At 58.3% G+C, this 23,867-nt stretch carries 23 protein-coding genes, 2 pseudogenes and 1 riboswitch; of the genes and pseudogenes, 7 read left to right on the top strand and 18 right to left on the bottom strand.

Features of this window, described 5'->3' with window-relative positions:
* Window positions 1–5 precede the first annotated feature (5 nt).
* The 3 genes and pseudogenes from AAAC48_RS08050 to AAAC48_RS08040 all read left to right on the top strand — a co-directional run.
* Window positions 6–2,525 carry a ligase-associated DNA damage response DEXH box helicase gene (locus AAAC48_RS08050; protein WP_340653684.1) on the top strand — a complete coding sequence of 840 codons (2,520 nt, stop codon included), beginning with the start codon at window positions 6–8 and terminating at the stop codon, window positions 2,523–2,525.
* Between the two features lie 47 nt (window positions 2,526–2,572).
* Entirely contained in the window at window positions 2,573–3,238 is a 666-nt protein-coding gene (gene pdeM / locus AAAC48_RS08045; RefSeq protein ID WP_340653694.1) for a ligase-associated DNA damage response endonuclease PdeM, read from the top strand.
* Window positions 3,168–3,313 (top strand): annotated as a pseudogene (locus AAAC48_RS08040) (hypothetical protein); the annotation flags it as partial. The gene pdeM and the pseudogene AAAC48_RS08040, both read left to right, overlap by 71 nt.
* Window positions 3,314–3,468: 155 nt before the next feature.
* Here the strand turns inward: AAAC48_RS08040 and AAAC48_RS08035 are convergent.
* From AAAC48_RS08035 to AAAC48_RS08025, 3 genes are all read right to left on the bottom strand, one after another.
* Window positions 3,469–3,750: a type II toxin-antitoxin system RelE/ParE family toxin gene (locus tag AAAC48_RS08035; protein ID WP_340653683.1), complete on the bottom strand. Its 282-nt coding sequence runs from the start codon at window positions 3,748–3,750 to the stop codon at window positions 3,469–3,471.
* Window positions 3,740–3,985, bottom strand: coding sequence for a type II toxin-antitoxin system Phd/YefM family antitoxin (locus AAAC48_RS08030; RefSeq protein ID WP_340653682.1), 246 nt, complete (start codon window positions 3,983–3,985; stop codon window positions 3,740–3,742). Before AAAC48_RS08030 ends, AAAC48_RS08035 begins: the two co-directional genes overlap by 11 nt.
* A gap of 94 nt (window positions 3,986–4,079) precedes the next feature.
* On the bottom strand, window positions 4,080–4,541 hold the full coding sequence (locus AAAC48_RS08025; RefSeq protein WP_340653681.1) for an Lrp/AsnC family transcriptional regulator: 462 nt from the start codon (window positions 4,539–4,541) through the stop codon (window positions 4,080–4,082).
* Window positions 4,542–4,662: 121 nt separating this feature from the next.
* Here AAAC48_RS08025 and hppD point away from each other — a divergent pair, with 121 nt between their 5' ends.
* On the top strand, window positions 4,663–5,775 hold the full coding sequence (hppD, locus tag AAAC48_RS08020) for a 4-hydroxyphenylpyruvate dioxygenase (protein ID WP_340653680.1): 1,113 nt from the start codon (window positions 4,663–4,665) through the stop codon (window positions 5,773–5,775).
* Window positions 5,776–5,783: 8 nt separating this feature from the next.
* On the opposite strand, the gene mazF is transcribed toward hppD, so the two are convergent.
* From mazF to hmgA, 5 genes are all read right to left on the bottom strand, one after another.
* Window positions 5,784–6,119 (bottom strand): endoribonuclease MazF, encoded by a 336-nt coding sequence (gene mazF, locus AAAC48_RS08015; RefSeq protein WP_340653679.1) that lies wholly within the window; start codon window positions 6,117–6,119, stop codon window positions 5,784–5,786.
* Complete coding sequence (locus AAAC48_RS08010) at window positions 6,119–6,361, bottom strand: AbrB/MazE/SpoVT family DNA-binding domain-containing protein (protein WP_340653678.1); 243 nt, start codon at window positions 6,359–6,361, stop codon at window positions 6,119–6,121. Before AAAC48_RS08010 ends, mazF begins: the two co-directional genes overlap by 1 nt.
* A 63-nt stretch (window positions 6,362–6,424) precedes the next feature.
* Complete coding sequence (maiA, locus tag AAAC48_RS08005; protein WP_340653677.1) at window positions 6,425–7,072, bottom strand: maleylacetoacetate isomerase; 648 nt, start codon at window positions 7,070–7,072, stop codon at window positions 6,425–6,427.
* Window positions 7,062–8,075, bottom strand: coding sequence for a fumarylacetoacetate hydrolase family protein (locus AAAC48_RS08000; RefSeq protein WP_340653676.1), 1,014 nt, complete (start codon window positions 8,073–8,075; stop codon window positions 7,062–7,064). Before AAAC48_RS08000 ends, maiA begins: the two co-directional genes overlap by 11 nt.
* Window positions 8,072–9,406, bottom strand: a complete 1,335-nt coding sequence (gene hmgA / locus AAAC48_RS07995; protein ID WP_340653675.1) for a homogentisate 1,2-dioxygenase — start codon at window positions 9,404–9,406, stop codon at window positions 8,072–8,074. Before hmgA ends, AAAC48_RS08000 begins: the two co-directional genes overlap by 4 nt.
* An 81-nt stretch (window positions 9,407–9,487) precedes the next feature.
* Here hmgA and AAAC48_RS07990 point away from each other — a divergent pair, with 81 nt between their 5' ends.
* Window positions 9,488–9,940 (top strand): MarR family winged helix-turn-helix transcriptional regulator, encoded by a 453-nt coding sequence (locus AAAC48_RS07990; RefSeq protein WP_340653674.1) that lies wholly within the window; start codon window positions 9,488–9,490, stop codon window positions 9,938–9,940.
* A 10-nt stretch (window positions 9,941–9,950) separates the two neighbouring features.
* Window positions 9,951–10,399 (top strand): annotated as a pseudogene (locus AAAC48_RS07985) (TA system VapC family ribonuclease toxin).
* Window positions 10,400–10,407: 8 nt separating this feature from the next.
* Here AAAC48_RS07985 and AAAC48_RS07980 read toward each other — a convergent pair.
* The 3 genes from AAAC48_RS07980 to AAAC48_RS07970 form a co-directional block, all read right to left on the bottom strand.
* A complete protein-coding gene (locus tag AAAC48_RS07980) occupies window positions 10,408–11,169 on the bottom strand; it encodes an ABC transporter permease (RefSeq protein ID WP_340653673.1) in 762 nt (253 codons plus the stop codon).
* Complete coding sequence (locus AAAC48_RS07975) at window positions 11,166–12,092, bottom strand: ABC transporter ATP-binding protein (protein WP_340653672.1); 927 nt, start codon at window positions 12,090–12,092, stop codon at window positions 11,166–11,168. Before AAAC48_RS07975 ends, AAAC48_RS07980 begins: the two co-directional genes overlap by 4 nt.
* A 214-nt stretch (window positions 12,093–12,306) precedes the next feature.
* Window positions 12,307–13,527: an MFS transporter gene (locus AAAC48_RS07970; RefSeq protein ID WP_340653671.1), complete on the bottom strand. Its 1,221-nt coding sequence runs from the start codon at window positions 13,525–13,527 to the stop codon at window positions 12,307–12,309.
* Between the two features lie 127 nt (window positions 13,528–13,654).
* Here AAAC48_RS07970 and AAAC48_RS07965 point away from each other — a divergent pair, with 127 nt between their 5' ends.
* The gene (locus AAAC48_RS07965) at window positions 13,655–14,482 is read left to right on the top strand and encodes a helix-turn-helix transcriptional regulator (RefSeq protein ID WP_340653670.1); all 828 of its coding nucleotides are present in this window, start codon (window positions 13,655–13,657) and stop codon (window positions 14,480–14,482) included.
* Here the strand turns inward: AAAC48_RS07965 and metH are convergent.
* The 7 genes from metH to AAAC48_RS07930 form a co-directional block, all read right to left on the bottom strand.
* Window positions 14,467–18,255 (bottom strand): methionine synthase, encoded by a 3,789-nt coding sequence (gene metH, locus AAAC48_RS07960; RefSeq protein WP_340653669.1) that lies wholly within the window; start codon window positions 18,253–18,255, stop codon window positions 14,467–14,469. The two genes, AAAC48_RS07965 and metH, sit on opposite strands and share 16 nt — an antisense overlap.
* A 118-nt stretch (window positions 18,256–18,373) precedes the next feature.
* A complete protein-coding gene (locus tag AAAC48_RS07955) occupies window positions 18,374–18,613 on the bottom strand; it encodes a hypothetical protein (protein ID WP_340653668.1) in 240 nt (79 codons plus the stop codon).
* Between the two features lie 109 nt (window positions 18,614–18,722).
* A riboswitch (cobalamin riboswitch) is annotated at window positions 18,723–18,924 on the bottom strand.
* Window positions 18,925–19,034: 110 nt separating this feature from the next.
* Window positions 19,035–19,241: a hemin uptake protein HemP gene (locus tag AAAC48_RS07950; protein ID WP_340653667.1), complete on the bottom strand. Its 207-nt coding sequence runs from the start codon at window positions 19,239–19,241 to the stop codon at window positions 19,035–19,037.
* A gap of 175 nt (window positions 19,242–19,416) precedes the next feature.
* Complete coding sequence (locus tag AAAC48_RS07945) at window positions 19,417–20,361, bottom strand: substrate-binding domain-containing protein (protein WP_340653666.1); 945 nt, start codon at window positions 20,359–20,361, stop codon at window positions 19,417–19,419.
* A 118-nt stretch (window positions 20,362–20,479) separates the two neighbouring features.
* Window positions 20,480–21,490: an ABC transporter permease gene (locus AAAC48_RS07940; RefSeq protein ID WP_340653665.1), complete on the bottom strand. Its 1,011-nt coding sequence runs from the start codon at window positions 21,488–21,490 to the stop codon at window positions 20,480–20,482.
* Complete coding sequence (locus tag AAAC48_RS07935) at window positions 21,487–23,037, bottom strand: sugar ABC transporter ATP-binding protein (protein WP_340653664.1); 1,551 nt, start codon at window positions 23,035–23,037, stop codon at window positions 21,487–21,489. Before AAAC48_RS07935 ends, AAAC48_RS07940 begins: the two co-directional genes overlap by 4 nt.
* The coding region (locus AAAC48_RS07930) for a Gfo/Idh/MocA family oxidoreductase (protein ID WP_340653663.1) at window positions 23,037–23,867 on the bottom strand (831 nt) is incomplete at its 5' end. The genes AAAC48_RS07935 and AAAC48_RS07930, both read right to left, overlap by 1 nt.

The following is a 23,867-nucleotide window of genomic DNA, read 5'->3' as shown; positions in this document are numbered from 1 at the left end:
CGCCAGTGAGCACCAGCAAAGTACCCCTAGCCGATATCGGCACCCCTCTTTTGCCGCCGCCTTTCCTGAACTGGTTTCAGGCGAAGGGGTGGTCGCCGCGTGCGCATCAGCTCGAATTGCTGAGGGAGGCGCAACAGGGAAACTCGGCGCTGCTGATCGCGCCAACCGGCGCGGGCAAGACGCTGGCCGGGTTTCTTCCGGCACTGGTCGACCTCACCAGCCGCGGCAAGAGCAATGTTACAAGCCGCGGCGTCCACACGCTGTATATATCGCCGCTGAAGGCGCTGGCCGTTGACATTCATCGCAACCTCGAAAGGCCCATCGATGAGATGGGCCTTGATATCTCGCTTGAAACCCGCACCGGCGATACGCCCGCCTATAAGCGGCAGCGGCAGAAACTGGCGCCGCCGGATATATTGCTGACGACGCCGGAACAGCTGGCACTGCTGATCGCCAACAGGGATGCCGGACGGTTTTTCGAGGATTTGGCTTACGTGATTTTCGACGAGTTGCACTCGCTCGTCACTTCGAAGCGCGGTCATCTTCTGTCGCTCGGGCTGGCACGCCTGCGGCGGCTGCAACCCGGCGTGCAGACCATCGGACTTTCGGCCACGGTCGCAGATCCTGATGCGTTACGGCGCTGGCTACTGCCGCAGATTGGCGACAGACCCATGGCAAGTCTCGTAACAGTGGAAGGCGGCGCGAAACCGCACATCACGATCCTCGAGTCGGAAGACCATGTACCATGGGCCGGGCACTCGGCCGTCTATGCCCTCCCGGGTATCTACGATGCGATCAAGCGCCACGGCACGACGCTGATCTTCGTCAATACGCGCAGCCAGGCCGAGCGGCTGTTCCATGATCTATGGATGGCGAATGACGACAATCTGCCGATCGCACTGCATCACGGCTCGCTCGACGTCAGCAAGCGGCGTAAGGTCGAGCAGGCGATGGCGGCCAATGCCCTGCGCGCGGTCGTCGCCACCTCGACGCTCGATCTTGGTATTGACTGGGGCGATGTCGATCTCGTCATCCATGTCGGGGCGCCCAAGGGCGCGAGCCGACTTGCCCAGCGCATCGGCCGCTCCAACCACCGCATGGACGAGCCCTCGCGCGCCATTCTTGTTCCGGCAAACCGCTTCGAGGTGATGGAATGCCAGGCGGCGCTCGATGCCAATTATATCGGGGCGCAGGATACCCCGCCGCTAGGCGACGGTTCGCTCGACGTGCTGGCGCAGCATGTCCTTGGCATGGCTTGCGCCGCGCCTTTCCGGGCGGACGATCTTTACGCGGAAGTGACGACCGCCCTGCCCTATGCCGGGCTTGCCCGCGAGACCTTCGACCGTATTGTTGATTTCGTCGCAACCGGCGGCTATGCGCTGAAGAGCTATGAGCGTTTCGCCAAGATACGCAAAACCCTGGATGGCACGTGGCGGGTGACGCATCCGCGCTTTGCCCAGCAATACCGGCTCAATGTCGGCACCATCATCGAGGCGCCGAGCCTGAATGTGCGGCTCACCCGCCGGCGCGGCAAGGGGGCAACTGCGCGTGGGGGACCGGTGCTCGGCAAGGTGGAGGAATATTTCGTCGAGGGCTTGAGTCCCGGCGATACGTTCTTCTTCTCCGGACGGGTGTTGCGCTTCGAGGGCATTCGCGAGAACGAGTGCATCGTTTCGAATGCCGAAGGCTTCGATGCCAAGATTCCGGCCTATGCCGGTGGCAAGTTTCCGCTGACGACCTATCTCGCCGACCAGGTGCGCGCCATGCTGGGCGATCCCACCCGGTGGGGTTCCCTGCCCGATCAGGTGAGCGACTGGCTGCGTATCCAGAAAGAAAAGTCCGTTCTGCCGCAACCGGGCAGCCTGCTGGTCGAGACGTTCCCGCGCGGCGAGCGTTCCTACATGGTGACCTATCCGTTCGAAGGGAGGCTGGCGCATCAGACACTTGGCATGCTGCTAACGCGCCGGCTGGAGCGGGCCAAGGCGAGACCGCTCGGCTTCATCGCCACAGATTATGCGCTCACCATCTGGGGTCTGCGCGACATGGGCCGCATGTTCAAGAAGGGCGAGATGCCGCTTTCGGAGCTCTTCAACGAGGACATGCTGGGTGACGACCTCGAAGCATGGCTAGCAGAGAGCTGGATGCTGAAACGCACCTTCCGCAATTGCGCGTTGATCTCCGGCCTTGTCGAGAAACGCCATCCAGGTCAGGAGAAGTCCGGGCGCCAGGTGACGGTCTCGACGGACTTGATCTACGACGTGTTGCGGGAGCACGAGCCAGACCACATCCTGATCCAGGCGACGCGTGCCGATGCTGCCACAGGCCTTCTCGACATTCGGCGTCTGGCGGATATGCTAACCCGAATCAAGGGTCATATCGTCCACAAGGATCTCGACCGGATTTCGCCGCTCGCTGTTCCCGTGATGATGGAAATCGGCAAGGAACGTGTTCCCGGCGAAGCGCATGAGACGCTTCTGGAAGAGATCGCCGACGAACTGACCCGGGAAATGATGGACCATAAATGAACGTGGCATTTCAGGTGACGAAGACAGCATTGCACGGGACCGCCGAAATGGTCATTGCCGGTCGCCGGGCTGTTTGCGATCCGTCGGGCGCGCTTTATCTGGAAAGTGACCGTATCCTTGTCGTCTCCGACCTTCATTTCGAAAAGGGTTCGTCATTTGCCCGGCGCGGCATGATGCTGCCGCCCTATGATACGGCGACGACGCTGGCGGCACTGGCCAGGATCATCACGCGCTACAATCCGTCCTGCGTGATCAGCCTTGGCGACAGTTTTCACGACGGCGATGCCGCCGCACGGCTGCCGGCGCTCTATGCGACTGAGCTCGCCGCGTTGATGGCGGGACGCGAGTGGATCTGGATCACCGGCAACCACGATCCGGACCATCCGGCGGATCTGCCCGGTGAGACATGCACGGAACTGGCGCTCGGCAATCTCGTCTTCCGCCATGAGCCATCGAAGACGCCCTGCCGGGGTGAAATTGCCGGCCATCTGCACCCGGCGGCCAAGGTGGTGCGACGCGGACAGGCGGTGCAGCGGCGTTGTTTCGTCAGCGACCAGTCGCGCATGATCATGCCTGCTTTCGGCGCTTATACAGGCGGGCTGAACATTCTCGGCCGCGCCTTTCACGGGCTCTTCGACGCCCATGCGATCACCGCCTATATGCTCGGCCATGCCCGGGTCTATCCAATGGTTCGCAAGGCACTGTTTCCCTAAAATGATTGCCAGCAAAATGACACGAAAGGCGCAGACGACAATACCGCAAGCGGTCCGGATGGCCCTCAATCTGAAGCCCGGTGACGAAATTGCATATACGATCGAAGATGGTCGCGTAATACTCAGCGAGCGGAAAGTGGCGCGTCGCGCGCTGATCCATTCGCTATATTCTCGGAATGGGGTGAGGAAGCGGACAGAAACGCCTATGCCTCCCTCTAAGGAGGCTTTGCCTAGCGCTTCTTGGCCATCTCGTAGACTAGGCTGCGCTCGCGTTTTCCTCCAGCGACCACAAGCACCGTTATTGTTTCATCGTTTACCCGATAAACCGGCCGATGGCCGGCTTGGCGCAGCTTGATCTTGTAGTGATCCGGCATTCCATGCAAAGCGGCGCTCGGTATCCGTGGGTCGCTCAGCCGCTCTTTCAGCTTCTTGACGAATTGCTGGCGGATGGTTGCCTCGAGTTTGTCCCATTCCTTTCGCGCCGACGGCAGGAATTCGAGCTTAAAGGTCATTTATGTCGACCGGCTCGCCTTTCTCGCCGGAGCGCGATTTGATGATCTCGGCTAGATAGAGGTCATCAAGCCGATCTAGCATGGCTTCGTAAACATTAGCTGGCACCATATAGGCCATGATGCGGTTATGGTTGAGCACAGCCACGGCTTCGCCATTGGCCTCACTCATGATGGCCGTAGGACTCTTCTTGAGGTCGGAAACGCTCACAGCCACCGGAGCTTCAACGCGCTGCATGACAATCTCCAAAAAATATCAATTTCAGTACTATTTAAGGTATGATAATTCACACTGAATTTGAAGAGGCTAATGAGGTCCTTTTGCACCCGGTTCAAATCGGCAATCTTCCATCTTCCTTCAACGTATCGAGCACGATGGCGGTTTTGACATTCTGGACGGATTCATGCGGCAGCAGGACTTCGTTGACGAAGGCCGACAGTGCGCGCAGATCCGGCGTTACCACCTTGATGAAATAATCCATCTCGCCGGTCAGCGCATGAGCTTCCATCACTTGCGGAAGATTGGAGATCAGGTCCGAGAAGCGCTGCGCATTGTCCCGGTTGTGGGTCGCAAGGGTCACCGAGATGATGTTGACGATGCCAAGGCCAAGCTTTTCCCGGTCGATTTCTGCCCGGTAGCCGCGAATATATCCCTCTTCCTCCAGCCGGGTACGCCGGCGTGAACATTGCGACGGCGAGAGGTTGATGCGCTCGGAGAGCTCGTTGTTTGTCAATCGCCCATCCTCTTGGAGACAGACGAGTATTTTGCGGTCGGATGGGTCAAGTTGCTCCATTCATGCATCCTTAAGCGTATTCGCGCACGGAACATGCAAAACATACCTCCGTGGAGCGCTGAAATGCAAGCACATTGCAGGCGTTTTGCGCGATAATATCCCCAACCAGATGGAGGATAAAATGGGCCCGTTTCCGCATGACGCACCGAAGGCTGTAATCAGCACGGATAACCCGGCTGGAACGGACGGATTTGAATTCGTCGAATTCTCCCATCCTGAGCCGGAAAAACTGGAAGAACTGTTTGCCCGCATGGGCTACACGCCCGTTGCCCGCCACAAGACCAAGAACATAACGGTCTGGCGACAGGGCGATATCAATTACATCCTCAATGCGGAGCCGGGTTCTCACGCCACGAAATTCGTTGAGAACCATGGTCCATGCGCACCGTCGATGGCCTGGCGCGTGGTCGATGCCAGACATGCCTTTAGCCATGCGGTGGCCAACGGTGCGACGCCCTATGAAGGCGACGACAAGACGCTCGATGTTCCGGCGATCGTCGGTATTGGCGGTTCGATGCTGTATTTCGTCGAAACCTACGGCGAGAAGGGCTCAGCCTATGATGCGCAGTTCGACTGGCTGGGCGAGCGCGATCCGAAGCCGGAAGGCGTTGGTTTCTATTATCTCGACCACCTCACCCACAATGTCTATCGCGGCAACATGGACAAATGGTGGGCATTCTATCGCGAGCTGTTCGGCTTCAAGCAGATCCATTTCTTCGATATTGCCGGCAAGCTGACGGGGCTTGTTTCGCGTGCCATCACGTCGCCCTGTGGCAAGATACGCATTCCGCTGAATGAATCGACCGACGACAAGAGCCAAATCGAGGAGTATCTGCGCAAGTACAAGGGCGAAGGCATCCAGCACATCGCCGTCGGTACGGAAGCGATCTATGACGCGACCGACAAGCTTGCCGACAACGGGCTGAAATTCATGCCAGGCCCGCCGGAGACCTATTACGAGAAATCACATGATCGCGTGCACGGTCACGACGAGCCGATCGAGCGAATGAAGAAACACGGTATTCTCATCGACGGCGAAGGCGTTGTTGACGGCGGGACGACCAAGATCCTCCTGCAGATATTCTCCAAGACGGTGATCGGACCGATCTTCTTCGAATTCATTCAGCGCAAGGGCGATGAAGGATTTGGCGAGGGCAATTTCCGCGCGCTGTTCGAGTCGATTGAGGAAGACCAGATCCGCCGCGGTGTTATCAAGATCGAGGCGGCGGAGTAGAATTCGTTCTATCGTCTCCCGATCAGGGCGGCGGCCTTGCTGCGAATATCGGCAAGTTCTGCGGCTGTGATCTTACCTTTGAGCACCGCGCGCCGCACGCGCCAATCAAGGCTCTTGACGTGATCGGAAAGGACAGCGCTTGGCCGGTCCCCGGCAATCAGGACTTCGAAAGGATACCCCTTAATCTGCGTCGTCATGGGACAGCAGAGCATGAGGCTCGTTTTGCCATTATAGCTGGCGGGGCTGAGCACGACAGCAGCGCGATGCCCGGCCTGCTCATGCCCAGCTTGCGGGTTAAGATGCAACCAGACAATATCGCCGGCGTCGGGCACGTAGCCCGCCATTAAAATGCTTCCTTGCCGACGGCTTCACCGAAATCGGCCTCTGAATGGATGTTTTCGGGCGTCATGCCTTCGATCAGCTGATCCAGGTCATAGTCAGGCTGACGAACGGGCTCGATTATAATAAGGCCGCCCTCTTCGCGTACATCAACTGCTGCATCAAGTTCCAGCCGCGCTGCCGCCATGATCGCAGCCGGGATTCGCACCGAAGCGCTGTTGCCCCATTTTTTTACTGTCACACGCATGGCTGAACCCCTGTATCATCAATGTCAATACAATATGGTCTAAGGCCGATGTGTCAACAATGTCTATACAGTTTGCTTGACCTTGTCCGGATGCGCGGCGGCAAAGGCGTCAATCGCCTCGCAGCGTGCCACAATGGCTTTGATGCGGGCAAGGTGGCCAATTTCAGCGCCCCAGCGCCGCGCGTTGTAGACTTGCGGCACGAGGCAAAAGTCTGCCATTCCAGGCTTGTTGCCGTGACAGAACTTGCCGGTGCCAGGGTGGTCCAGCATCGTCTCAAACGCGCCAAGGCCTTCAGAGATAAACTTGCGCATCCAGGCGCTTCGGGTTTCGTCGGTCCCGCCTGTCAATTGCATGACATGCGATACCGTGCCCAAATTGCAAACAGGATGGATCTCCATGGCAATGGCATAGGACAGTGCCCGCACCCGCTGGCGCGCGATAGGGTCCGGCGGCAGGAAGCCGGCATCGGGATAAATTTCGTCGAGATATTCGATGATCGCCAAGGACTGCGTCATCATATGGCCGTCCATGGCAAGTGCCGGGACCAGGCCTTGCGGATTGCGGCAGAGATGGTCGAGGCCTTTGTGTTCGTCATTCAGAAGATTGACGGGCACAGTTTCATACTCAAGTCCGAGAAGGTTGAGCGCAATGCGGACCCGGTAGCTGGCGGACGAACGCCAATAGTCATAAAGAATTGCCTTAGCGCCCATAGTGGGTCACCTGTTGCTCGATTGCGCCGAAGATCGAACGACCGTGTTCGTCCTTCATCTCGATACGAACAATGTCACCGAAGCGCATGAAGGGTGTCAACGGCTCGCCCTCACTGATCGTCTCGATCACGCGGATTTCGGCAATGCAGGAATAACCCGCGCCGCCGTCTTCGACTAATTTACCCGGCCCGCCGTCAAGCCTGTTGGACACGGTGCCGGAGCCGATGATCGTTCCTGCCGCAAGCGGTCTTGTTTTCGCCGCGTGAGCAATCAGCGTTGGAAAATCGAAGGTCATGTCGATACCGGCATTAGCGCGGCCAAAGGGCTTGCCATTGAGATCGACGCTAAGCGGCAAGTGGACCTTGCCGCCGTCCCAGGCATTGCCCAATTCATCGGGCGTCACCGCAACAGGCGAGCAAGCCGAGGAGGGCTTGGACTGAAAGAAGCCGAAACCTTTGGCAAGCTCGGCTGGTATGAGTCCGCGCAGGCTGACATCGTTGACCAGCATAATGAGGCGGATGGCGTCCCGCGCTTCATCGGCGCTCGCCTCCATCGGCACGTCATCAACGATCACTGCGACTTCGCCTTCCATGTCGATTCCGTAAGCCTCGTGCGCCATGCGGATCGGCTCGCGGGGACCGAGAAAACTATCGGAGCCGCCCTGGTAGATCAGCGGATCCGTCCAGAAGCTCTCTGGCATCTCCGCGCCACGCGCCTTGCGCACCAATTCGACATGATTGACATAGGCCGAGCCATCCGCCCATTGATAGGCACGTGGCAGTGGTGACAGGGCATCATGTTCGTGAAAGCGCTCCGAAGGCACGGCGCCGAGCTCGAGGCTGGAGCTTAGCGCTTCCAGATGCGGGGCGATGCGCGCCCAATTGTCGAGTGCCGACTGCAGAGTGGGTGTGAGGAACGAGGCGTCGGTATAGCGGGTCAGGTCTTTTGACACGAGGACGAGCTTGCCATCGCGCGTGCCATTGTTCAGTGACGCGAGTTTCATTTATTGTCGTTCTCCTGTGACCAATCTCCCTCGGGCGTTCCGTTGAACCGTTTTTTCAGGTCCTTCCAGCAATCAGCATAATTGTCCTGCAGCGAGTCCAGTTCCGCAGCAAAGCGGGTCAGATGCTGCGGGAAACGGGTCTCGAACATGAACGCCATAGTGTTCTCCAGCCGGTGCGGCTTGAGCTCCACCGTCGAGGCCTTGTTAAAACCCATCGCGTCCGGACCATGCGGCAGCATCATATTGTGCAGGCTCATACCACCCGGCACGAACCCCTCCTCCTTGGCGTCGTATTGACCATATACCAGTCCCATGAATTCGGACATGATGTTGCGATGGTACCAGGGCGGGCGGAAACTGTGTTCCGCGACCAGCCAGCGCGGCGGGAAAATCACGAAATCGACATTGGCGGTTCCTTCTTCACCGGAGGGCGCCGTGAGCACCGTGAATATGGACGGATCAGGGTGATCGAACAGGATCGCTCCGACAGGCGAGAATGTGCGCAGGTCATATTTGTAGGGTGCATAATTGCCATGCCAGGCCACCACATCGAGCGGCGAATGGTCGAGCGTGGTCTCGTAAAATTTGCCGCACCATTTCACGTGGAGGCGGCACGGTATTTCCTTGTCCTCGAAGGCGGCGACAGGCGTCTTGAAGTCGCGTGGATTGGCAAGGCAGTTGGCGCCGATCGGCCCGCGATCCGGCAGTGAGAATTTCGCTCCGTAGTTCTCGCAAATATAGCCGCGCGCCTCCCCGTCAACGGCAGCGACCTTGAACATCATGCCGCGCGGAATGATGCAGATCTCCGAGGGCTCGATTTCGATGATGCCCATCTCGGCGAAGATACGTAAACGTCCTTTCTCCGGCACCAGCAGCATTTCGCCATCGGCATCGAAGAAATAGTCGTCCTCCATATCCTGGTTGAAGGCATAGACATGCGCTGCCATGCCGGCCTGACCATGCACGTCGCCCGCCGTTGTCATGGTGCGGATGCCGTCAATGAAATTGACCGGCTTCGTCGGCAGCGGCGTCGGGTTCCAGCGCAATTGACCTATCGGCAGTTCGTGATCATCGAGATTGGGTGCGGTCTTCCAGTGTTCGCGCCTTGCCGGCGTGAATCGCCCGCTATGCTTGACGGAAGGGCGGATCCGATAAAGCCATGAACGTTCATTGATGCCGCGCGGGGCGGTGAAGGGCGAGCCGGACAGTTGCTCGGCATAGAGCCCGTAAGCGCAGCGCTGCGGCGAGTTCTGGCCCTGCGGCAGGGCGCCCGGCAGGGACTCTGTTTCGAAATCATTGCCGAAACCCGGCATGTAGTGAAGCGCGGCCATCGTCTTTCCTCCTAAACGAATTTAGTTGCAATTGTGACGATCTATTTTGTAACTATCAATGGCAAACAGGGATTTGGCGCAATGGCAGACGAAACATCGGCAACGCCGCCGCTGATACTGGAGGATTTCATCCCCTACCGGCTGAACAAGGCGGCTGAGGCGATCAGCCAGCGATTTGCAGGTCTCTATCGCGATCAATATGGGCTGACGCGGCCGGAATGGCGCACGCTGGCAACGCTCGGGCAGTTCGGCACGTTGACGGCAACGGCCATTGGCACGCATTCCTCAATGCACAAGACAAAAGTCTCGCGTGCAGTGTTCGCCCTTGAGCAGCGGCGCTGGCTGCGGCGCAAGCGCGATGACATCGACCGGCGTATCGAGAATTTGGAACTGACCGCTGCAGGACGCAAGGCATATGCCGCCCTTGCCAAAGTTGCGCATGCATTCGAAGAGGAGCTGTTGTCGCGGCTGGGCCCTTGCGGCGAGACAGAACTGAAGGCTGGGTTGGCTGCGCTGGAGAATTATTACAGGTAGCAGCGGTGAACTGGATATCGGCCGCTCGTTCCTGCTCGATGTGAACGTGCTTGTTGCACTCCTTGATCCGGCACACGTCCACCATGATCGCGCTCATGAATGGTTTGCTGCTGAGGGCGGCGCCAACGGTTTTGCGACCTGCCCTGTCACCGAAAAAAGCGTGCTTCGAATCATCGGAAATACGCGTTATCTGAACTCACCTGGTACGCCAGCGGCGGTGGTCGGATTATTGGCCGGATTGGGTCCCTGCCCGGTCATGTTTTTTGGCCCGACGACATCAGTTTCATACAATCTTCGTTCATTGACCCGACGCGGCTGCTGAGTTCAAGCCAAGTAACGGACACGTACCTTCTTGCTCTCGCGCGGGCGAAAAACGGTCAACTGGCGACCTTTGATCGTCGGCTCGTGACCGACGCGGTTCATGACGGCAGTAAAAGCTTGCATGTCATCGGAAGGTAACTTTAGCCCTAGCTCTTCAGCCTATACCCCGTCTTGAAGATCCAGCGCAGCACCAGCATGCAGGCGATCAGGAAGACGGCGGTCATGGCGAGGCTGGTGCCGATATGCACGTCCGACAGGCCGAAGAAGCTCCAGCGGAAGCCGCTAATGAGATAGACCACCGGGTTGAACAGCGTCACCGTCTGCCAGAACGGCGGCAGCATGTCGACGGAATAGAAACTGCCGCCGAGAAAGGTCAGCGGTGTGATGATCATCAGCGGTACGAGCTGCAGCTTCTCGAAGCCATCGGCCCAGATGCCAATAATGAAGCCGAACATGCTGAAGGTAACGGCTGTGAGGATCAAAAAGAGGAGCATCATGAATGGGTATTCGATCCTGAGCGGCACGAACAAAGAGGCAGTAGCAAGGATAATCAAGCCAAGGATGATCGATTTGGACGCGGCCGCCCCGACATAGGCGATGACGATCTCGATATAGGAGACGGGCGCCGACAGGAGTTCATAGATCGTGCCGACGAATTTCGGAAAATAGATGCCGAAGGAAGCGTTCGAAATGCTCTGCGTCAGCAGTGACAGCATGATGAGACCCGGCACGATGAAGGCGCCGTAGGTGACGCCGTTGATTTCCGGAATACGGCCGCCGATGGCTGAACCGAACACGACAAAATAGAGGCTGGTAGATAGTACGGGAGAGATCACGCTCTGCATGATCGTCCGCCACGTCCGGTGCATTTCGAACAGGTAGATTGCCTTGATGGCGTAGAGGTTCATTTGCGTTCCTTCACCAGATTGACAAAGATTTCCTCGAGCGAGGTTTCCTTCGTCTGAATGTCATTGAAGCGCACTTCGGCCTTGTCGAGGTCTTTCAGCAGGGCAGTGATGCCGGTTCTCTCCTTTTGCGTGTCGTAGGTGTAGATCAGCTCGCAGCCATCCGGTGAAAGTTCCAGACTATATTTGGCCAGGGCTTCCGGTACGCTTTCGCGCTTTCCCTGCAGATGCAGCCGTAGCTGCTTCTTACCGAGCGAGCGCATCAGTTCGTCCTTTTCCTCGACCAGGATGATCTCGCCATTGCTGATGATACCGATCCGGTCGGCCATCTGCTGGGCTTCCTCGATATAGTGCGTCGTCAGGATGATGGTCACACCGGATGCGCGCAGCGCACGTACCACATCCCACATGTCACGCCGCAATTCGACATCGACACCGGCGGTCGGCTCGTCCAGAAACAGGATCTCCGGCTCATGTGACAGTGCCTTGGCGATCATCACGCGGCGCTTCATGCCACCGGAGAGCGTCATGAGCTTAGAGTCTTTCTTGTCCCATAGCGAAAGCTCTTTGAGGATCTTCTCGATATGTGCGGGCTTCGCCGGCTTGCCGAAAAGGCCGCGGCTGAAGCTCACCGTATTCCACACCGTCTCAAAGGCATCGGTCGTCAGCTCCTGGGGAACGAGACCGATCTTGGTGCGCGCAGCCCGGTATTCCTTGATGACATCGTGGCCGTCGGCAAGGATTATCCCCGAGGTCGGCTTGACGATGCCGCAGATCGTTGAGATCAGCGTGGTCTTGCCGGCGCCATTCGGCCCCAGGAGCGCGAATATCTCACCATGGCGAATGTCGAGATTGATGTTCTTCAGCGCTTCGAAACCGGTTGAATAGGTTTTGTAAAGGCTGGAGACAGAGATGGCTGAGGACATGAAGATACCCGGAAAGGAATTTCGGTCTGGACGTGTTTAGCAGAACGCATCGTTTGACGCGAAGCATCATTGGGAATGATGTTGCTTATATGGAGGCGAATGGAGGGTTTTCAAACCACCCTCGCTGACAATTGACGTCAGCAGACCGCCAGTGTTCGAGTGCCGGACCTCAAACAGGAAAAGCCCGGAAGGTGTTCCCGGGCTTTTCATCAGTTTACGCTACGGCGGTTTCACCCCGAACTTCCCGCATACTCGGCAGGAAGATTGTCAGCAAACCGAGGAACGGCAGGTAGGAACAGACCATATAGACGTAGTCGATGCCCTTATTGTCAGCGACGAAGCCAAGCACTGCGGCAGCAATACCCGCCATGCCGAAGGCAAAGCCGAAGAAGATGCCGGCGATCATGCCAACACGGCCCGGCACCAGCTCCTGCGCGAAGACGACAATTGCTGGAAACGCGGAGGAGAGGATCAGTCCGATCAGCACCGTCAGGACACCCGTCCAGAACAGGCTTGCATAGGGCATCATTAGCGTGAACGGCAGGACACCGAGGATCGAGAACCAGATGACGGCCTTGGTGCCGATTTTGTCGCCGATCGGTCCGCCGACGATGGTTCCGACAGCGGCTGCGCCGAGGAAGAGGAAGAGCATCATTTGTGACTGCTGCACCGATATTCCGAATTTGTGGATGACGTAGAAGGTGTAATAGCTGGAGATGCTGGCGAGATAGATGTTCTTGGTGAAGACGAGCAGCGTCAGGATGATCAAGGACATCGCAACCTTGCCGCGTGGCAGTTTCAGCTGCTTGCTGGCGGCCGGCCTGTTGGCATTGGCAGCGCGGTAGCGCTGGTACCAGCTCCCTACCTGGTAAAGAATGATCATGCCCAGCAACGCCGCGACCGAAAACCAGGCGATGCTCTGCTGGCCGCGCGGCAGGACAATGAAGGCAGCAAGGAGCGGGCCGCTTGCGGTGCCGAAATTACCGCCCACCTGGAAGAATGACTGTGCCAGTCCGTGGCGTCCGCCGGAAGCGAGGCGTGCTACGCGCGAAGATTCCGGATGGAAGATCGACGAGCCGATACCGATGAAAGCGGCACCTGCAAGCAGCATTACATAGTGGGTAGCGATAGAAAGGAGACCAAGCCCGACCAGCGAGAACGCCATGCCGACAGGCAGTGAATAGGGCATCGGGCGCTTGTCTGTATAGGTGCCGACGATGGGCTGCAATAGCGACGCAGTTACCTGGAATGTCAGGGTGAGGAAGCCGATCTGCTTGAAATCGAGGCCGTAGTTCTGCTTGAGCATCGGATAGATCGCAGCGAGCAGCGACTGCATCATGTCATTGAGTAGATGGCAGAAACTGACAGCAAAAATAATGGCAAATACGGTGGTTTCAGCGGAAGTGCGCTGCGCAGGCATCGTGGTGTCGGTCATTTGGCGTTTCCATCGGACAAGAGAGCGTTAGCGGACACATGCGTCGCTCTTCTTCGCCACTGATATACCTGTTGCGCCGAACCTGCTTTCGTGGTTTGGTCCAATTCTTTTGTGACTGGGCCAAATCATGCGCTATCGAACCTTTGCTGCTCGCAACGCTGCGGGTGTTGAGCTGGAACAACTGCACAGGATGCGGCTCGACTGGCTTGAACAGGCGGAAGGCGATGTGTTTGCCCTTGCCGCGCACTATCCATCCGGTTTTCATATTCCCGACCATCATCACATCCAGTCGCAGTTGCTGCACGCGATCACCGGTGTTGCCATGGTCACGACCAAATTCGGCCGATGGATGGTCCCGCCGCGTCACGCACTGTGGCTGCCGGCCGGGATCGAGCACGCCGTCGACATGCTCGGCGACGTCTCCATGCATTCAATCTATGTCAGGCCCGATGCAGTCGAGGGCCTGAAGCGACATTTGCATGTAGTGGGGCTGACGCCGCTGATGGACAATCTCATCAGGGAGGCGGTGGCGGCTCCCGCGGACGTGCAGGCCGATCCGCGCACGACATTCATCATGGGGCTGCTTTTGCACGAAATACCGAACCTGCAGGAACGACCGCTCGGCCTGCCCTTCCCGGATGACCGGCGGCTAGCGGCGCTTTGCCGGGGGTTCCTCAAGGATCCCTCCCCGCATACCAATATCGACGACTGGGCAGACAGGCTGGGAATGAGCAGGCGGACTTTCACGCGCACGTTCCGCCGGGAAACGGGCTTAAGCCTTTCCACCTGGCGTCAACAAGCGTGCCTGCTATCAGCCTTGCCGCGGTTGACGGAAGGCGAGCCGGTCACCAGCGTCGCGCTCGATCTCGGTTATAATAGCGTGCCGGCCTTCACCACCATGTTCAAGCGCATGCTGGGGGCGCCGCCGCGGCACTACCTTCACTCGGCGGCCTGAACCCTTGGCGCAGGAACGTAGTTGAGTATCGGCCCAAGCCAGCGCTCGACCTCGGCGATCGGCATCGATTTGCGCTTCGAATAGTCCTCCACCTGATCGCGCTCGACCTTGGCCACGCCGAAATAATAGCTATCCGGGTGAGCGATGTAGATGCCGGATACTGATGAGCCCGGCCACATGGCGTAGCTTTCGGTGAGGCGGACATTGATCCTGGCTTCCGCGTCGAGCAGGCGGAACAGCGTTTCCTTTTCCGTATGGTCCGGCTGTGCCGGATAGCCCGGTGCCGGGCGGATACCGCGATAGGTCTCGCCGATCAGTTCGTCCGCTACGAGGTTTTCATCGGGCGCATAGCCCCAGAACTCCTTGCGGACGCGTTCATGCATCAATTCGGCAAAGGCTTCAGCAAAGCGGTCTGCCAGCGCTTTCACGAGAATGGAGGAGTAATCATCATTGGCGCGCTCGAAGCGTTCGGCAATAGCGATTTCCTCAATTCCTGCCGTAACGACAAATCCACCAACGTAATCCTGCTTGCCGCTGTCTACGGGTGCGACGAAATCAGCGAGAGCTACGTTCGGCCGGCCATCGCGTTTCGACAGCTGCTGACGCAGTGTGAAGAAGGTCGCGAGTTCTTTGTTACGTGCATCATCGGTGAACAGGCGAATGTCGTCGCCTACGGCGCCTGCCGGCCACAGGCCAATGATCGCCTTCGGATTGAACCATTTCTCGGCGATGATTTTCTTCAGCATCGCCTGCGCGTCGTCGAATAATTGACGCGCCGCGGGACCCTGGTTTTCGTCTTCAAGAATGGCGGGATAGCGCCCCTTTAGCTCCCAGGTCTGGAAGAACGGTGTCCAGTCGATATAGCGGGCGATTTCCGCAAGGTCATAATTCTCGAAAGCCTGCGTTCCGAGGAAACTTGGCTTGGGCGGCGCGTAGGATGGCCAGTCGACCTTTTGAGCATTGGCACGAGCCTTTTCCAGGCTCAACCGCTGTTTGTCTGCCTCGTTGCGCGCATGGGTTTCCGCGACCTTGGCGTATTCGGCGCGGACGCTGTCAACATAGCCGGGCTTGGTCTCCTGCGACAGGAGATTGGAAACAACACCGACGGCACGGCTTGCATCCGTCACATAGATGGTCTGGCCCTTGTGGTAGCGCGGGTTGATCTTGACCGCGGTGTGCACACGGCTGGTCGTTGCACCGCCGATCAGCAGCGGAATATCAAAGCCTTCGCGCTCCATCTCCGAGGCGACGTGCACCATCTCGTCGAGCGAGGGCGTGATCAGACCGGAGAGACCGATAATATCGACGTTCTGTTCCTTGGCAGTCTGCAGGATTTTGGCCGAGGGCACCATAACGCCGAGATCGATGATCTCGTAATTGTTGCAGGCAAGCACGACGCCGACAATGTTCTTGCCGATATCGTGCACGTCACCCTTTACCGTTGCCATCAGCACCTTGCCGGCACTTTCGCGCTGGCCGGTGCCGCCATTGGCGAGCTTTTCCGCCTCCATGTAAGGCAGAAGCAGGGCCACAGCCTGTTTCATCACGCGGGCCGATTTCACCACCTGCGGCAGGAACATCTTGCCGGAGCCGAAGAGATCGCCAACCACATTCATTCCGGCCATCAACGGGCCTTCGATCACATGCAGCGGCCGTTCGGCCTGCTGGCGAGCCTCTTCCGTGTCGACATCGATGAACTCGGTGATGCCATTGACCAGCGCGTGGGAAATGCGATCCGCAACGCTCCATTCGCGCCAGGCGAGATCGCGTTCGCGCGCTTCCTTGCCGGCCGAACCCTTATAGCGTTCGGCAAGGTCGAGCAGCCGCTCGGTCGCATCGTCGCGGCGGTTGAGCACCACATCCTCACAGGCTTCGCGCAATTCCGGATCGATCGATTCATACACCGCGAGCTGGCCCGCATTGACGATGCCCATATCCATGCCGACCTGGATGGCATGGTAGAGAAAAACCGCATGCATGGCCTCACGCACCGGCTCATTGCCGCGAAACGAGAAGGACAGATTGGAAATGCCGCCGGAAATATGCACATGCGGCAGGGTTTCGGTGATCTGCTTGGTCGCTTCGATGAAGGCGACACCATAGCCATTATGTTCTTCGATACCGGTGGCGACGGCAAAGACATTGGGATCGAAGACGATATCTTCCGCCGGGAAGCCCGCTTCCTTGGTCAAAAGCTCATAGGCACGCGTGGAGATCGCGACCTTGCGCTCGAGTGTATCGGCCTGCCCTTCCGTATCGAACGCCATGACGACAACGGCGGCACCATAAGCGCGAACCTTCTTTGCATGATCGATGAAGGCCTGTTCGCCTTCCTTCATCGAAATGGAATTGACCAGCGGCTTGCCCTGCACGCATTTCAATCCGGCCTCGATGACATCCCATTTGGATGAATCGATCATCACCGGCACGCGGGCGATGTCCGGCTCGGCGGCGATCAGGTTGAGGAATTCGACCATGGCCTTTTCGCTGTCGATCAGGCCTTCATCCATGTTGATATCGATGATCTGCGCGCCGTTCGCTACCTGATCGCGCGCCACATCGAGCGCCGTGGCGAAATCGCCGGCGGTAATAAGTTTGCGGAACTTGGCGGAGCCGGTGATGTTGGTGCGCTCACCGACATTGACGAAGGCAATGTCCTTGGTCAGCGTGAACGGTTCGAGGCCCGACAGGCGCATATGTATTTCGGTCTCGGGGAGCTCGCGCGGCTTGTATTTGCCAACGGCCTCGGCGATCGCCTTGATATGTTCAGGTGTCGAGCCGCAGCAGCCGCCCACAATGTTGAGCAGGCCTTCCTTGGCGAATTCCTCGAGCTGCTCCGCCATCGCCTCGGGGCTTTCGTCATACTGGCCGAATTCGTTGGGCAGGCCGGCATTGGGATAGGCGCAGACGAACGTGTCGGCCACGCTGGCAATCTCCGCCAGATGGTCGCGCATCGCATTGGCGCCGAGCGCACAATTAAGGCCGATGGTGAACGGCTTGGCGTGGCGGACGGAGTACCAGAATGCGGTCGGTGTTTGCCCGGAAAGTGTGCGGCCAGACAGATCGGTGATCGTGCCGGAGATCATCACCGGAAGGGTGATGCCCTTTTCTTCGAAAACCTGTTGCGTGGCGAAGATCGCCGCCTTGGCATTCAGCGTATCAAAGATTGTCTCGATGAGGATGATGTCGGCGCCGCCGTCGATCAGACCGTGCACTTGGGTTGCATAGGCAATGCGCAGGTCGTCGAAGGTAACGGCGCGATAGCCCGGATTGTTGACATCCGGTGAGATCGAGGCCGTGCGGTTCGTCGGGCCCAGCGCGCCGGCGACGAAGCGGCGGCGGCCATCCTTCTGTTCGGCCTTCAATGCCGCACGGCGGGCAAGCCGTGCGCCATCGCGGTTCAGCTCATAGACAACCTCCTCCATGCTGTAATCGGCCTGGGCGATGGTCGTTGACGAAAAGGTGTTGGTCTCGAGAATATCCGCACCCGCCATGGCATAGGCGTAGTGGATATCTTCAATCGCTTGGGGTTGCGTCAGGATCAGGAGATCATTATTGCCCTGCAGGTGACAGGAGCAGTCGGCGAAACGTTCGCCACGGAAGCTTTCCTCGTTGAGATTGAGGCTCTGTATCTGCGTGCCCATCGCACCGTCGAGGATGAGGATACGTTCCTGCGCCGCTTTGGTCAGGGCGGCGAAAACTTCCGAACCGTCCCTTGGGGCGTCCATGGGACCGAACAGACTATCGCCAACACTATTGACCGCAACATTCATAACTCGACACGCCCTCACGATCCATGATTTGGATGACGCGGCAGGGTCACATAAAGATATGTTTATGTCAACAAATCAATTCTATTGGCGGCAGCAAATGTCGCAGTTATGGCAGGGCTCAAGGGCCATTGCCGCTTCTTAGATTTTCAACCAGCACCGTAAACAGGGCCTTCAATTGTCTCGGGCCGTCCGCATCGACTGCACGGGAATCGATGCGGTGGATCTCGCGGCTTGCGGCCTCAAGGAGATCGGCATCCCTCGGTAGCCACAACAACCAGGCGAGGAAGACATCTTCCGGCTGCGCCGTGGCAGGACTGATTGCGGCTGTGCCGGTTACGGTATCAAAAGACAGAGACATGTGTTTTACCCCAGTTTTTGGGGGCAAAGGTCGAGCGCACGCATTGCAATGAAGGTGGTCAGCCCTGGCGGCGGCCATTGCAAGCGACACACCGGGACACCCCGCCCGTGGACGTTCATCATGTCCTGGCAGGTCTCCTGGCTCACAGGTCAATACTGCTATCTGGCCTTCCCGAAGCAAATAGCGCTTCAGTGACTTTTTGCGATAGCAACTCGCTGTTTACAGTTGCGGGGGCAGCGCCGGCATTCTACCGGCTTCCCTCTTAGCTCCCCATCTTGCGATCAGGGAGAACCAAAACATCTACATCTAGTATCCATATTATGTCTGGTGTCAATGCGTAGATTATCTTTATCCTGGCAAATCAGATCGGGGCCGATGATCGTGGGACGAAGGACCGGCGGGACGGCCTTTCGAACACCCATTATTTGTTGAGGATCAATTTGCCCTGCCGGGTAATCTTTAGCTGGTAAAGTGATCCGGCGTGTTCGATTCCGACAATATTTGAGCCGTCAAACAGGACATCGCTGCCGTAAACACGAAGGTTCGGCAGGGTTGGTTTGGCGATACCGCGGATTGGCGGTATTTCCGGGAGACGAACTTGCATATCTATGATTTGGCGCCGTGACATAGCATTCCATCCTCGATTGCGTTCGTCCGAAGGCATACGATCTGGAACGTCTCGCGAACAAACCTGACTAATATTATCAAGTTTAATAGCCGCCGCCGGGAACGTCAATGATTGAATTTGCGTGTCAAAGGAAAGGGCCCTTTCGGGCCCTTTTAATTGCAGAGGGGATCGCCAATCAGAAGGGCGAATCCGGGAAATAGAATTCCTTGGCATTGTCCTTGGTGACGAGCGTTGCATCAAGGATGTATTTGCCGCGGACAGGAACCTGGTCGTAAAAGTTGGCGACGGTGAGTTCCATTGCCGTTGCGACCATTGAAGGCGGATAGAGCACGTTGATCGGTGTCATCTTGTCACCATCGGCAACGCGCTTGATCATGTCCTTCATGCCGGCGCCGCCAATGACCAGCTTGATATCGGTGCGCTTAGCCTGGTTGATCGCTTCGAGCACACCGACCGCCATATCATCATCTTGGCACCATACGGCGTCGATCTTCGGGAACTTGGTGAGATAGTCTTGCATGATCTTGAAGGCGTCGTCGCGGGACCAGTTGCCGAACTGCTTGTCGAGAACCTTGATGCCACTGCCGGCGATTGCATCGTCAAAGCCCTTCTGGCGTTCTTCATCGATGACGATCGGCAGACCGCGGATGACGACGACATCGCCGGTCTTCAGCGTATTCTTCAGGTACTCGCCAGCTACGCGGCCAAGCTCCGGATTGTTGCCGGCCACATAGAGATCTTGAATGCTCGGATCGGACAGGGCGCGGTCAACGACGGTGACGAAGATGCCCTTTTCTTTGACAGCACGGATTGGATCGGTCAGCTCGTCTGAATTGTGGGGTAGCGTTACCAGTGCATCGATGCCCTGTGTCGTCAGATCTTCGAGAGCATTGGCCTGCGAGGCGCCGTCCGGTGATGTCTTGATTGTGATCTTCAGGCCGGGATGAGCGGCTTCGAGGAGTTTGGCAGCACGTTCAGCGTGATAGACGACGCCGCCTGTCCAGCCGTGGTCAGCTGCGGGAATGGATACGGCGATGTTGACCTTCTTGTCCTGGGCGTAGGCGAAGGTCATCGACGAAGCGAGAACCGCCCCGACAAGACCGATCAAGAGTTTACGCATGTGTCTTCTCCCAATTTTCAAGTAGGGCCTTCGTTGCGGCTCGGTGGGTGGCCCTTGTTCCCCCGTCCCGTTGGAAGGGGCAGCCTCCCCACCCCTATTTCGCGTGTGATCGTAAAGATCACTTTTTCTTCTGCAGCGTACGCTGCACCAGCATGGCGATGATGATGATGGTGCCCTGCACGGCACCGATCAGGTATTCGCTGACGATGTTGGAGAGCACCATGATGTTGCCGACGATCTCGAGCATGAAGGCACCGCAGATCGTACCCCAAATGCGTCCGACACCGCCGCGCAGCGCGGTGCCGCCGATGACGACGGCGGTGATTGCTTGCAACTCCCAGAGCATGCCGGTGGTGGTCGTTGCCGCGCCGAGACGCGGCACATAGACCACCACTGCAATCGCCACACAGATGCCTTGCAGGATATAGCTCATCGCCCGCACACGATTGACGTGGATGCCCGAATAGCGTGCCACATCCTCGTTCGAGCCAACAGCAATGACATGGCGCCCGAAAGAGGTCTTATAGAGGATGAATGCGCCTAGAAGACCGACGGCGATGATGAGCCAGACCGGGAATGGCAAGCCAAGGAAAACGCCCGTATAGACCGGACGGAACATGTTGCGCATGGCGATCGATTTCATCGCGATCGAGCCGCCGTCGGCAAGCCAGACGGTGACCGATCGGAAGATCGCCATGGTGCCGAGCGTGACGATGAAGGGCTCGATCTTGCCGATGGTGATGACGGCGCCATTCAACAGCCCCGCCAGCGCCCCGACGCCGATCGCGACGACAACGCCAGCCGCCAACATGGCAGTGTCACCGTCGATGGCGGCCGAATTCAGGAACAGGATCATGATACCGGCAACGAGCGCTGCCATCGATCCGACCGAGAGGTCGAGCCCGCCTGCGGAGATGACGAAGGTTGCGCCAACGGCGATGATGGCGATGAAGGAAGAGCGGGTCAGCACATTAAGCAGATTGTCGATCGACAGGAAGTTCGGGTTGACCAGCGCGCCGAGAAGAAACAGCGCGGCCAGCGCGAGGAATGGCGCAACCGCCGTCTTGTCGAGATCCGCCAGCTTGCGGCCATAACCGCGTGTGTCGGTCAGTGTTTTCGTATCGCTCATGCGTTCCCCGCACTGTAAAGCTCTGCTTCGTTGATCTTGACGCCGGTAGCGTAGACGACGATTTCATCCTCGGTCATCGCATCTCCGGTGACCTCGCCGACAATGCGCGACGAGCGCATGACGAGGATGCGGTGGCAGATGCCGATGAGTTCCTGCATCTCGGACGAGATGACGATGACCGACTTGCCGGCTTTGGCGAGGTCGGCAATGAATTTGTAGATCTGCTCCTTGGTACCGATATCGATACCCCGTGTCGGCTCGTCGATGATGACGATGCTCGGTTCCAGCAGCATCATCTTCGCTAGCAGCAGTTTTTGCTGATTTCCGCCAGAAAGCTGTCCGGCCAGAAGATCGCGCCGGCGGGCGCGAATGTCGAAATCGGTGATGGCCTTGTCGAGGCTTTTGTCCTCGCGCTTGCGCTCGATCAGCGGGCCTTTGGTGAATTTTCCCAGTGTTGCCAGAGTCAGATTGGTGCGCAGGTCCTGCGCCAGCAGCAGGCCTTTGCCCTTCCGGTCCTCGCTCAGGTAAACGATGCCCGCTGCCATGCTGTCGCGGACCGTATGAAATTTTACCGGCTTACCGTTGAGCGTGACTTCGCCGTGGCCGCTACGCAGCCCGACCAAGCCCTCAAACAGCTCTGTACGCCCGGCGCCGATCAGGCCGGCAAAGCCGAGGATCTCGCCCTTTCGCAATGTAAAGGAGGCATCGCGCGCATAGCCCGGCACGTCGAAATTCCTGACCTCAAGCACGTTTTGGCGGCTCGCAGTGTCCTCGCGCTCGGGATAGAGCTTCGACATATCGCGTCCGACCATTAGCCTTGCCATGTCGACTGGCTGCAACTCCGAGGCATTGCGTGTCGCGATCAGCTTGCCGTCGCGCAAAACAGTGATGCGATCAGCGATCGCTGCCACTTCCGGCAAACGATGCGAGATGTAGAGGACCGCCACGCCCTTGTCGCGCAGATCGCGGATGACCTTAAGCAAGGCTTCGGTTTCGAATGGCGTCAGCGAGGCGGTTGGCTCGTCGAAAATCACCACGCGGTGTGGCACCTGCAGGGCGCGCGCTATCTGCACGAGCTGCCGGCGCGCAATAGAAAGACGCGAAATCTGGTTTGTCGGATCGATCTCGGCGCCGAGGTTGCGCACTGCTTCAGCAGATTGGCGGTTCATCTCGCGATCATTGACCATGAGACCGCGTTTCAACTCGCGGCCCATGAAGATGTTCTGCGCAACAGTCAGGTCCGGCGCCAGCAGGATCTCCTGATGGACCAGGACGAGGCCGCGATGTTCGGCATCGACGGGCCCGGCGAAATGCACCAGTTCGCCATCGATGGCCACGCTGCCGCGTGTTGGCTGGAGATGGCCGCTCATAAGCTTCATCAGCGTCGACTTGCCGGCGCCATTCTCGCCGATGATCGCGTGCACCTCGCCGGGCATGACCGTGAGGCTGATATCGGTCAGCACTTCGACCGGCCCGAACGCCTTGGCGATGCCGCGGGCTTCGAGCACGGGCACTGTAGCAGGACTTGTGGTTTGGTTCTCGCCCATTACACCTTCGTCCAGACGCCGCCAGCCTTTGAGGACTTCACGGCAGCTTCAATGAATTCCATTCCGGCAAGCCCATCCTCGACGGTGGGGTGGATGACATCCTTCGGCGTTTTCTTGCCGGTGCGCGCTGCGATGATCGCCTGTGCCGCCTCCGTGTAGATATTGGCAAACCCTTCGAGATAGCCTTCTGGATGACCGCCTGGAACGCGCGTTATGCGTGCTGCCTCCGGTGAGGCGCCCGCACCGCCACGGGTCAGCAACTGCTTTGGCTTGCCGAAAGGCGTGTACCAGAGATAGTTCGGGTCAGCCTGCGTCCACTCCAGCCCGCCCTTGGTGCCATAGACGCGCAGCTTCAAGCCATTCTCATTGCCGGGAGCGACCTGGCTGGCCCAGATCATGCCCTTGGCGCCACCATCGAAGCGCATGAGGATCTGCACATCATCGTCAAGGACACGGCCTTCGCCAAAGCAGGTCAGTTCCGCGCAGAGCTGCTTGAGCTTGAGGCCTGAAACGAAGCAAGCGAGGTTGTAGGCGTGGGTCCCAATATCGCCGATAGCTCCGCCTGCGCCGGAGCGCTTCGGATCGACACGCCATTCGGCCTGCTTGGAGCCGGTGGCCTCGGTCTTTTCGGTCATCCAGTCCTGCGGATATTCCGCCTGGACCAGCCGCAGGGTGCCGAGCAGGCCCTTGTCTACCATGGCCTTGGCCTGGCGGATCATCGGGTACCCGGTGTAATTGTGGGTAAGGACGAAGAGCTTGCCGGTCTTGCTTACCAGCGAGACCAGCTCCTTCGCTTCCTTGACGGTGGTTGTCAGTGGCTTGTCGCAGAT

Source organism: Phyllobacterium sp. (assembly GCF_037994405.1).
Taxonomy (GTDB): domain Bacteria; phylum Pseudomonadota; class Alphaproteobacteria; order Rhizobiales; family Rhizobiaceae; genus Phyllobacterium.
The sequence above is the reverse complement of the archived record's forward strand: the minus strand, read 5'-3'. Positions and strand labels throughout refer to the sequence as shown.

Excerpts from the sequence above, each read along its gene's own strand:
- pdeM (WP_340653694.1), top strand. The coding sequence starts at position 2,573 with ATGGTCATTGCCGGTCGCCGGGCTGTTTGCGATCCGTCGGGCGCGCTT.
- AAAC48_RS08035 (WP_340653683.1), bottom strand. The coding sequence starts at position 3,750 with ATGACCTTTAAGCTCGAATTCCTGCCGTCGGCGCGAAAGGAATGGGAC.
- AAAC48_RS08030 (WP_340653682.1), bottom strand. The coding sequence starts at position 3,985 with ATGCAGCGCGTTGAAGCTCCGGTGGCTGTGAGCGTTTCCGACCTCAAG.
- AAAC48_RS08025 (WP_340653681.1), bottom strand. The coding sequence starts at position 4,541 with ATGGAGCAACTTGACCCATCCGACCGCAAAATACTCGTCTGTCTCCAA.
- hppD (WP_340653680.1), top strand. The coding sequence starts at position 4,663 with ATGGGCCCGTTTCCGCATGACGCACCGAAGGCTGTAATCAGCACGGAT.
- mazF (WP_340653679.1), bottom strand. The coding sequence starts at position 6,119 with ATGGCGGGCTACGTGCCCGACGCCGGCGATATTGTCTGGTTGCATCTT.
- AAAC48_RS08010 (WP_340653678.1), bottom strand. The coding sequence starts at position 6,361 with ATGCGTGTGACAGTAAAAAAATGGGGCAACAGCGCTTCGGTGCGAATC.
- maiA (WP_340653677.1), bottom strand. The coding sequence starts at position 7,072 with ATGGGCGCTAAGGCAATTCTTTATGACTATTGGCGTTCGTCCGCCAGC.
- AAAC48_RS08000 (WP_340653676.1), bottom strand. The coding sequence starts at position 8,075 with ATGAAACTCGCGTCACTGAACAATGGCACGCGCGATGGCAAGCTCGTC.
- hmgA (WP_340653675.1), bottom strand. The coding sequence starts at position 9,406 with ATGGCCGCGCTTCACTACATGCCGGGTTTCGGCAATGATTTCGAAACA.
- AAAC48_RS07990 (WP_340653674.1), top strand. The coding sequence starts at position 9,488 with ATGGCAGACGAAACATCGGCAACGCCGCCGCTGATACTGGAGGATTTC.
- AAAC48_RS07980 (WP_340653673.1), bottom strand. The coding sequence starts at position 11,169 with ATGAACCTCTACGCCATCAAGGCAATCTACCTGTTCGAAATGCACCGG.
- AAAC48_RS07975 (WP_340653672.1), bottom strand. The coding sequence starts at position 12,092 with ATGTCCTCAGCCATCTCTGTCTCCAGCCTTTACAAAACCTATTCAACC.
- AAAC48_RS07970 (WP_340653671.1), bottom strand. The coding sequence starts at position 13,527 with ATGACCGACACCACGATGCCTGCGCAGCGCACTTCCGCTGAAACCACC.
- AAAC48_RS07965 (WP_340653670.1), top strand. The coding sequence starts at position 13,655 with ATGCGCTATCGAACCTTTGCTGCTCGCAACGCTGCGGGTGTTGAGCTG.
- metH (WP_340653669.1), bottom strand. The coding sequence starts at position 18,255 with ATGAATGTTGCGGTCAATAGTGTTGGCGATAGTCTGTTCGGTCCCATG.
- AAAC48_RS07955 (WP_340653668.1), bottom strand. The coding sequence starts at position 18,613 with ATGTCTCTGTCTTTTGATACCGTAACCGGCACAGCCGCAATCAGTCCT.
- AAAC48_RS07950 (WP_340653667.1), bottom strand. The coding sequence starts at position 19,241 with ATGTCACGGCGCCAAATCATAGATATGCAAGTTCGTCTCCCGGAAATA.
- AAAC48_RS07945 (WP_340653666.1), bottom strand. The coding sequence starts at position 20,361 with ATGCGTAAACTCTTGATCGGTCTTGTCGGGGCGGTTCTCGCTTCGTCG.
- AAAC48_RS07940 (WP_340653665.1), bottom strand. The coding sequence starts at position 21,490 with ATGAGCGATACGAAAACACTGACCGACACACGCGGTTATGGCCGCAAG.
- AAAC48_RS07935 (WP_340653664.1), bottom strand. The coding sequence starts at position 23,037 with ATGGGCGAGAACCAAACCACAAGTCCTGCTACAGTGCCCGTGCTCGAA.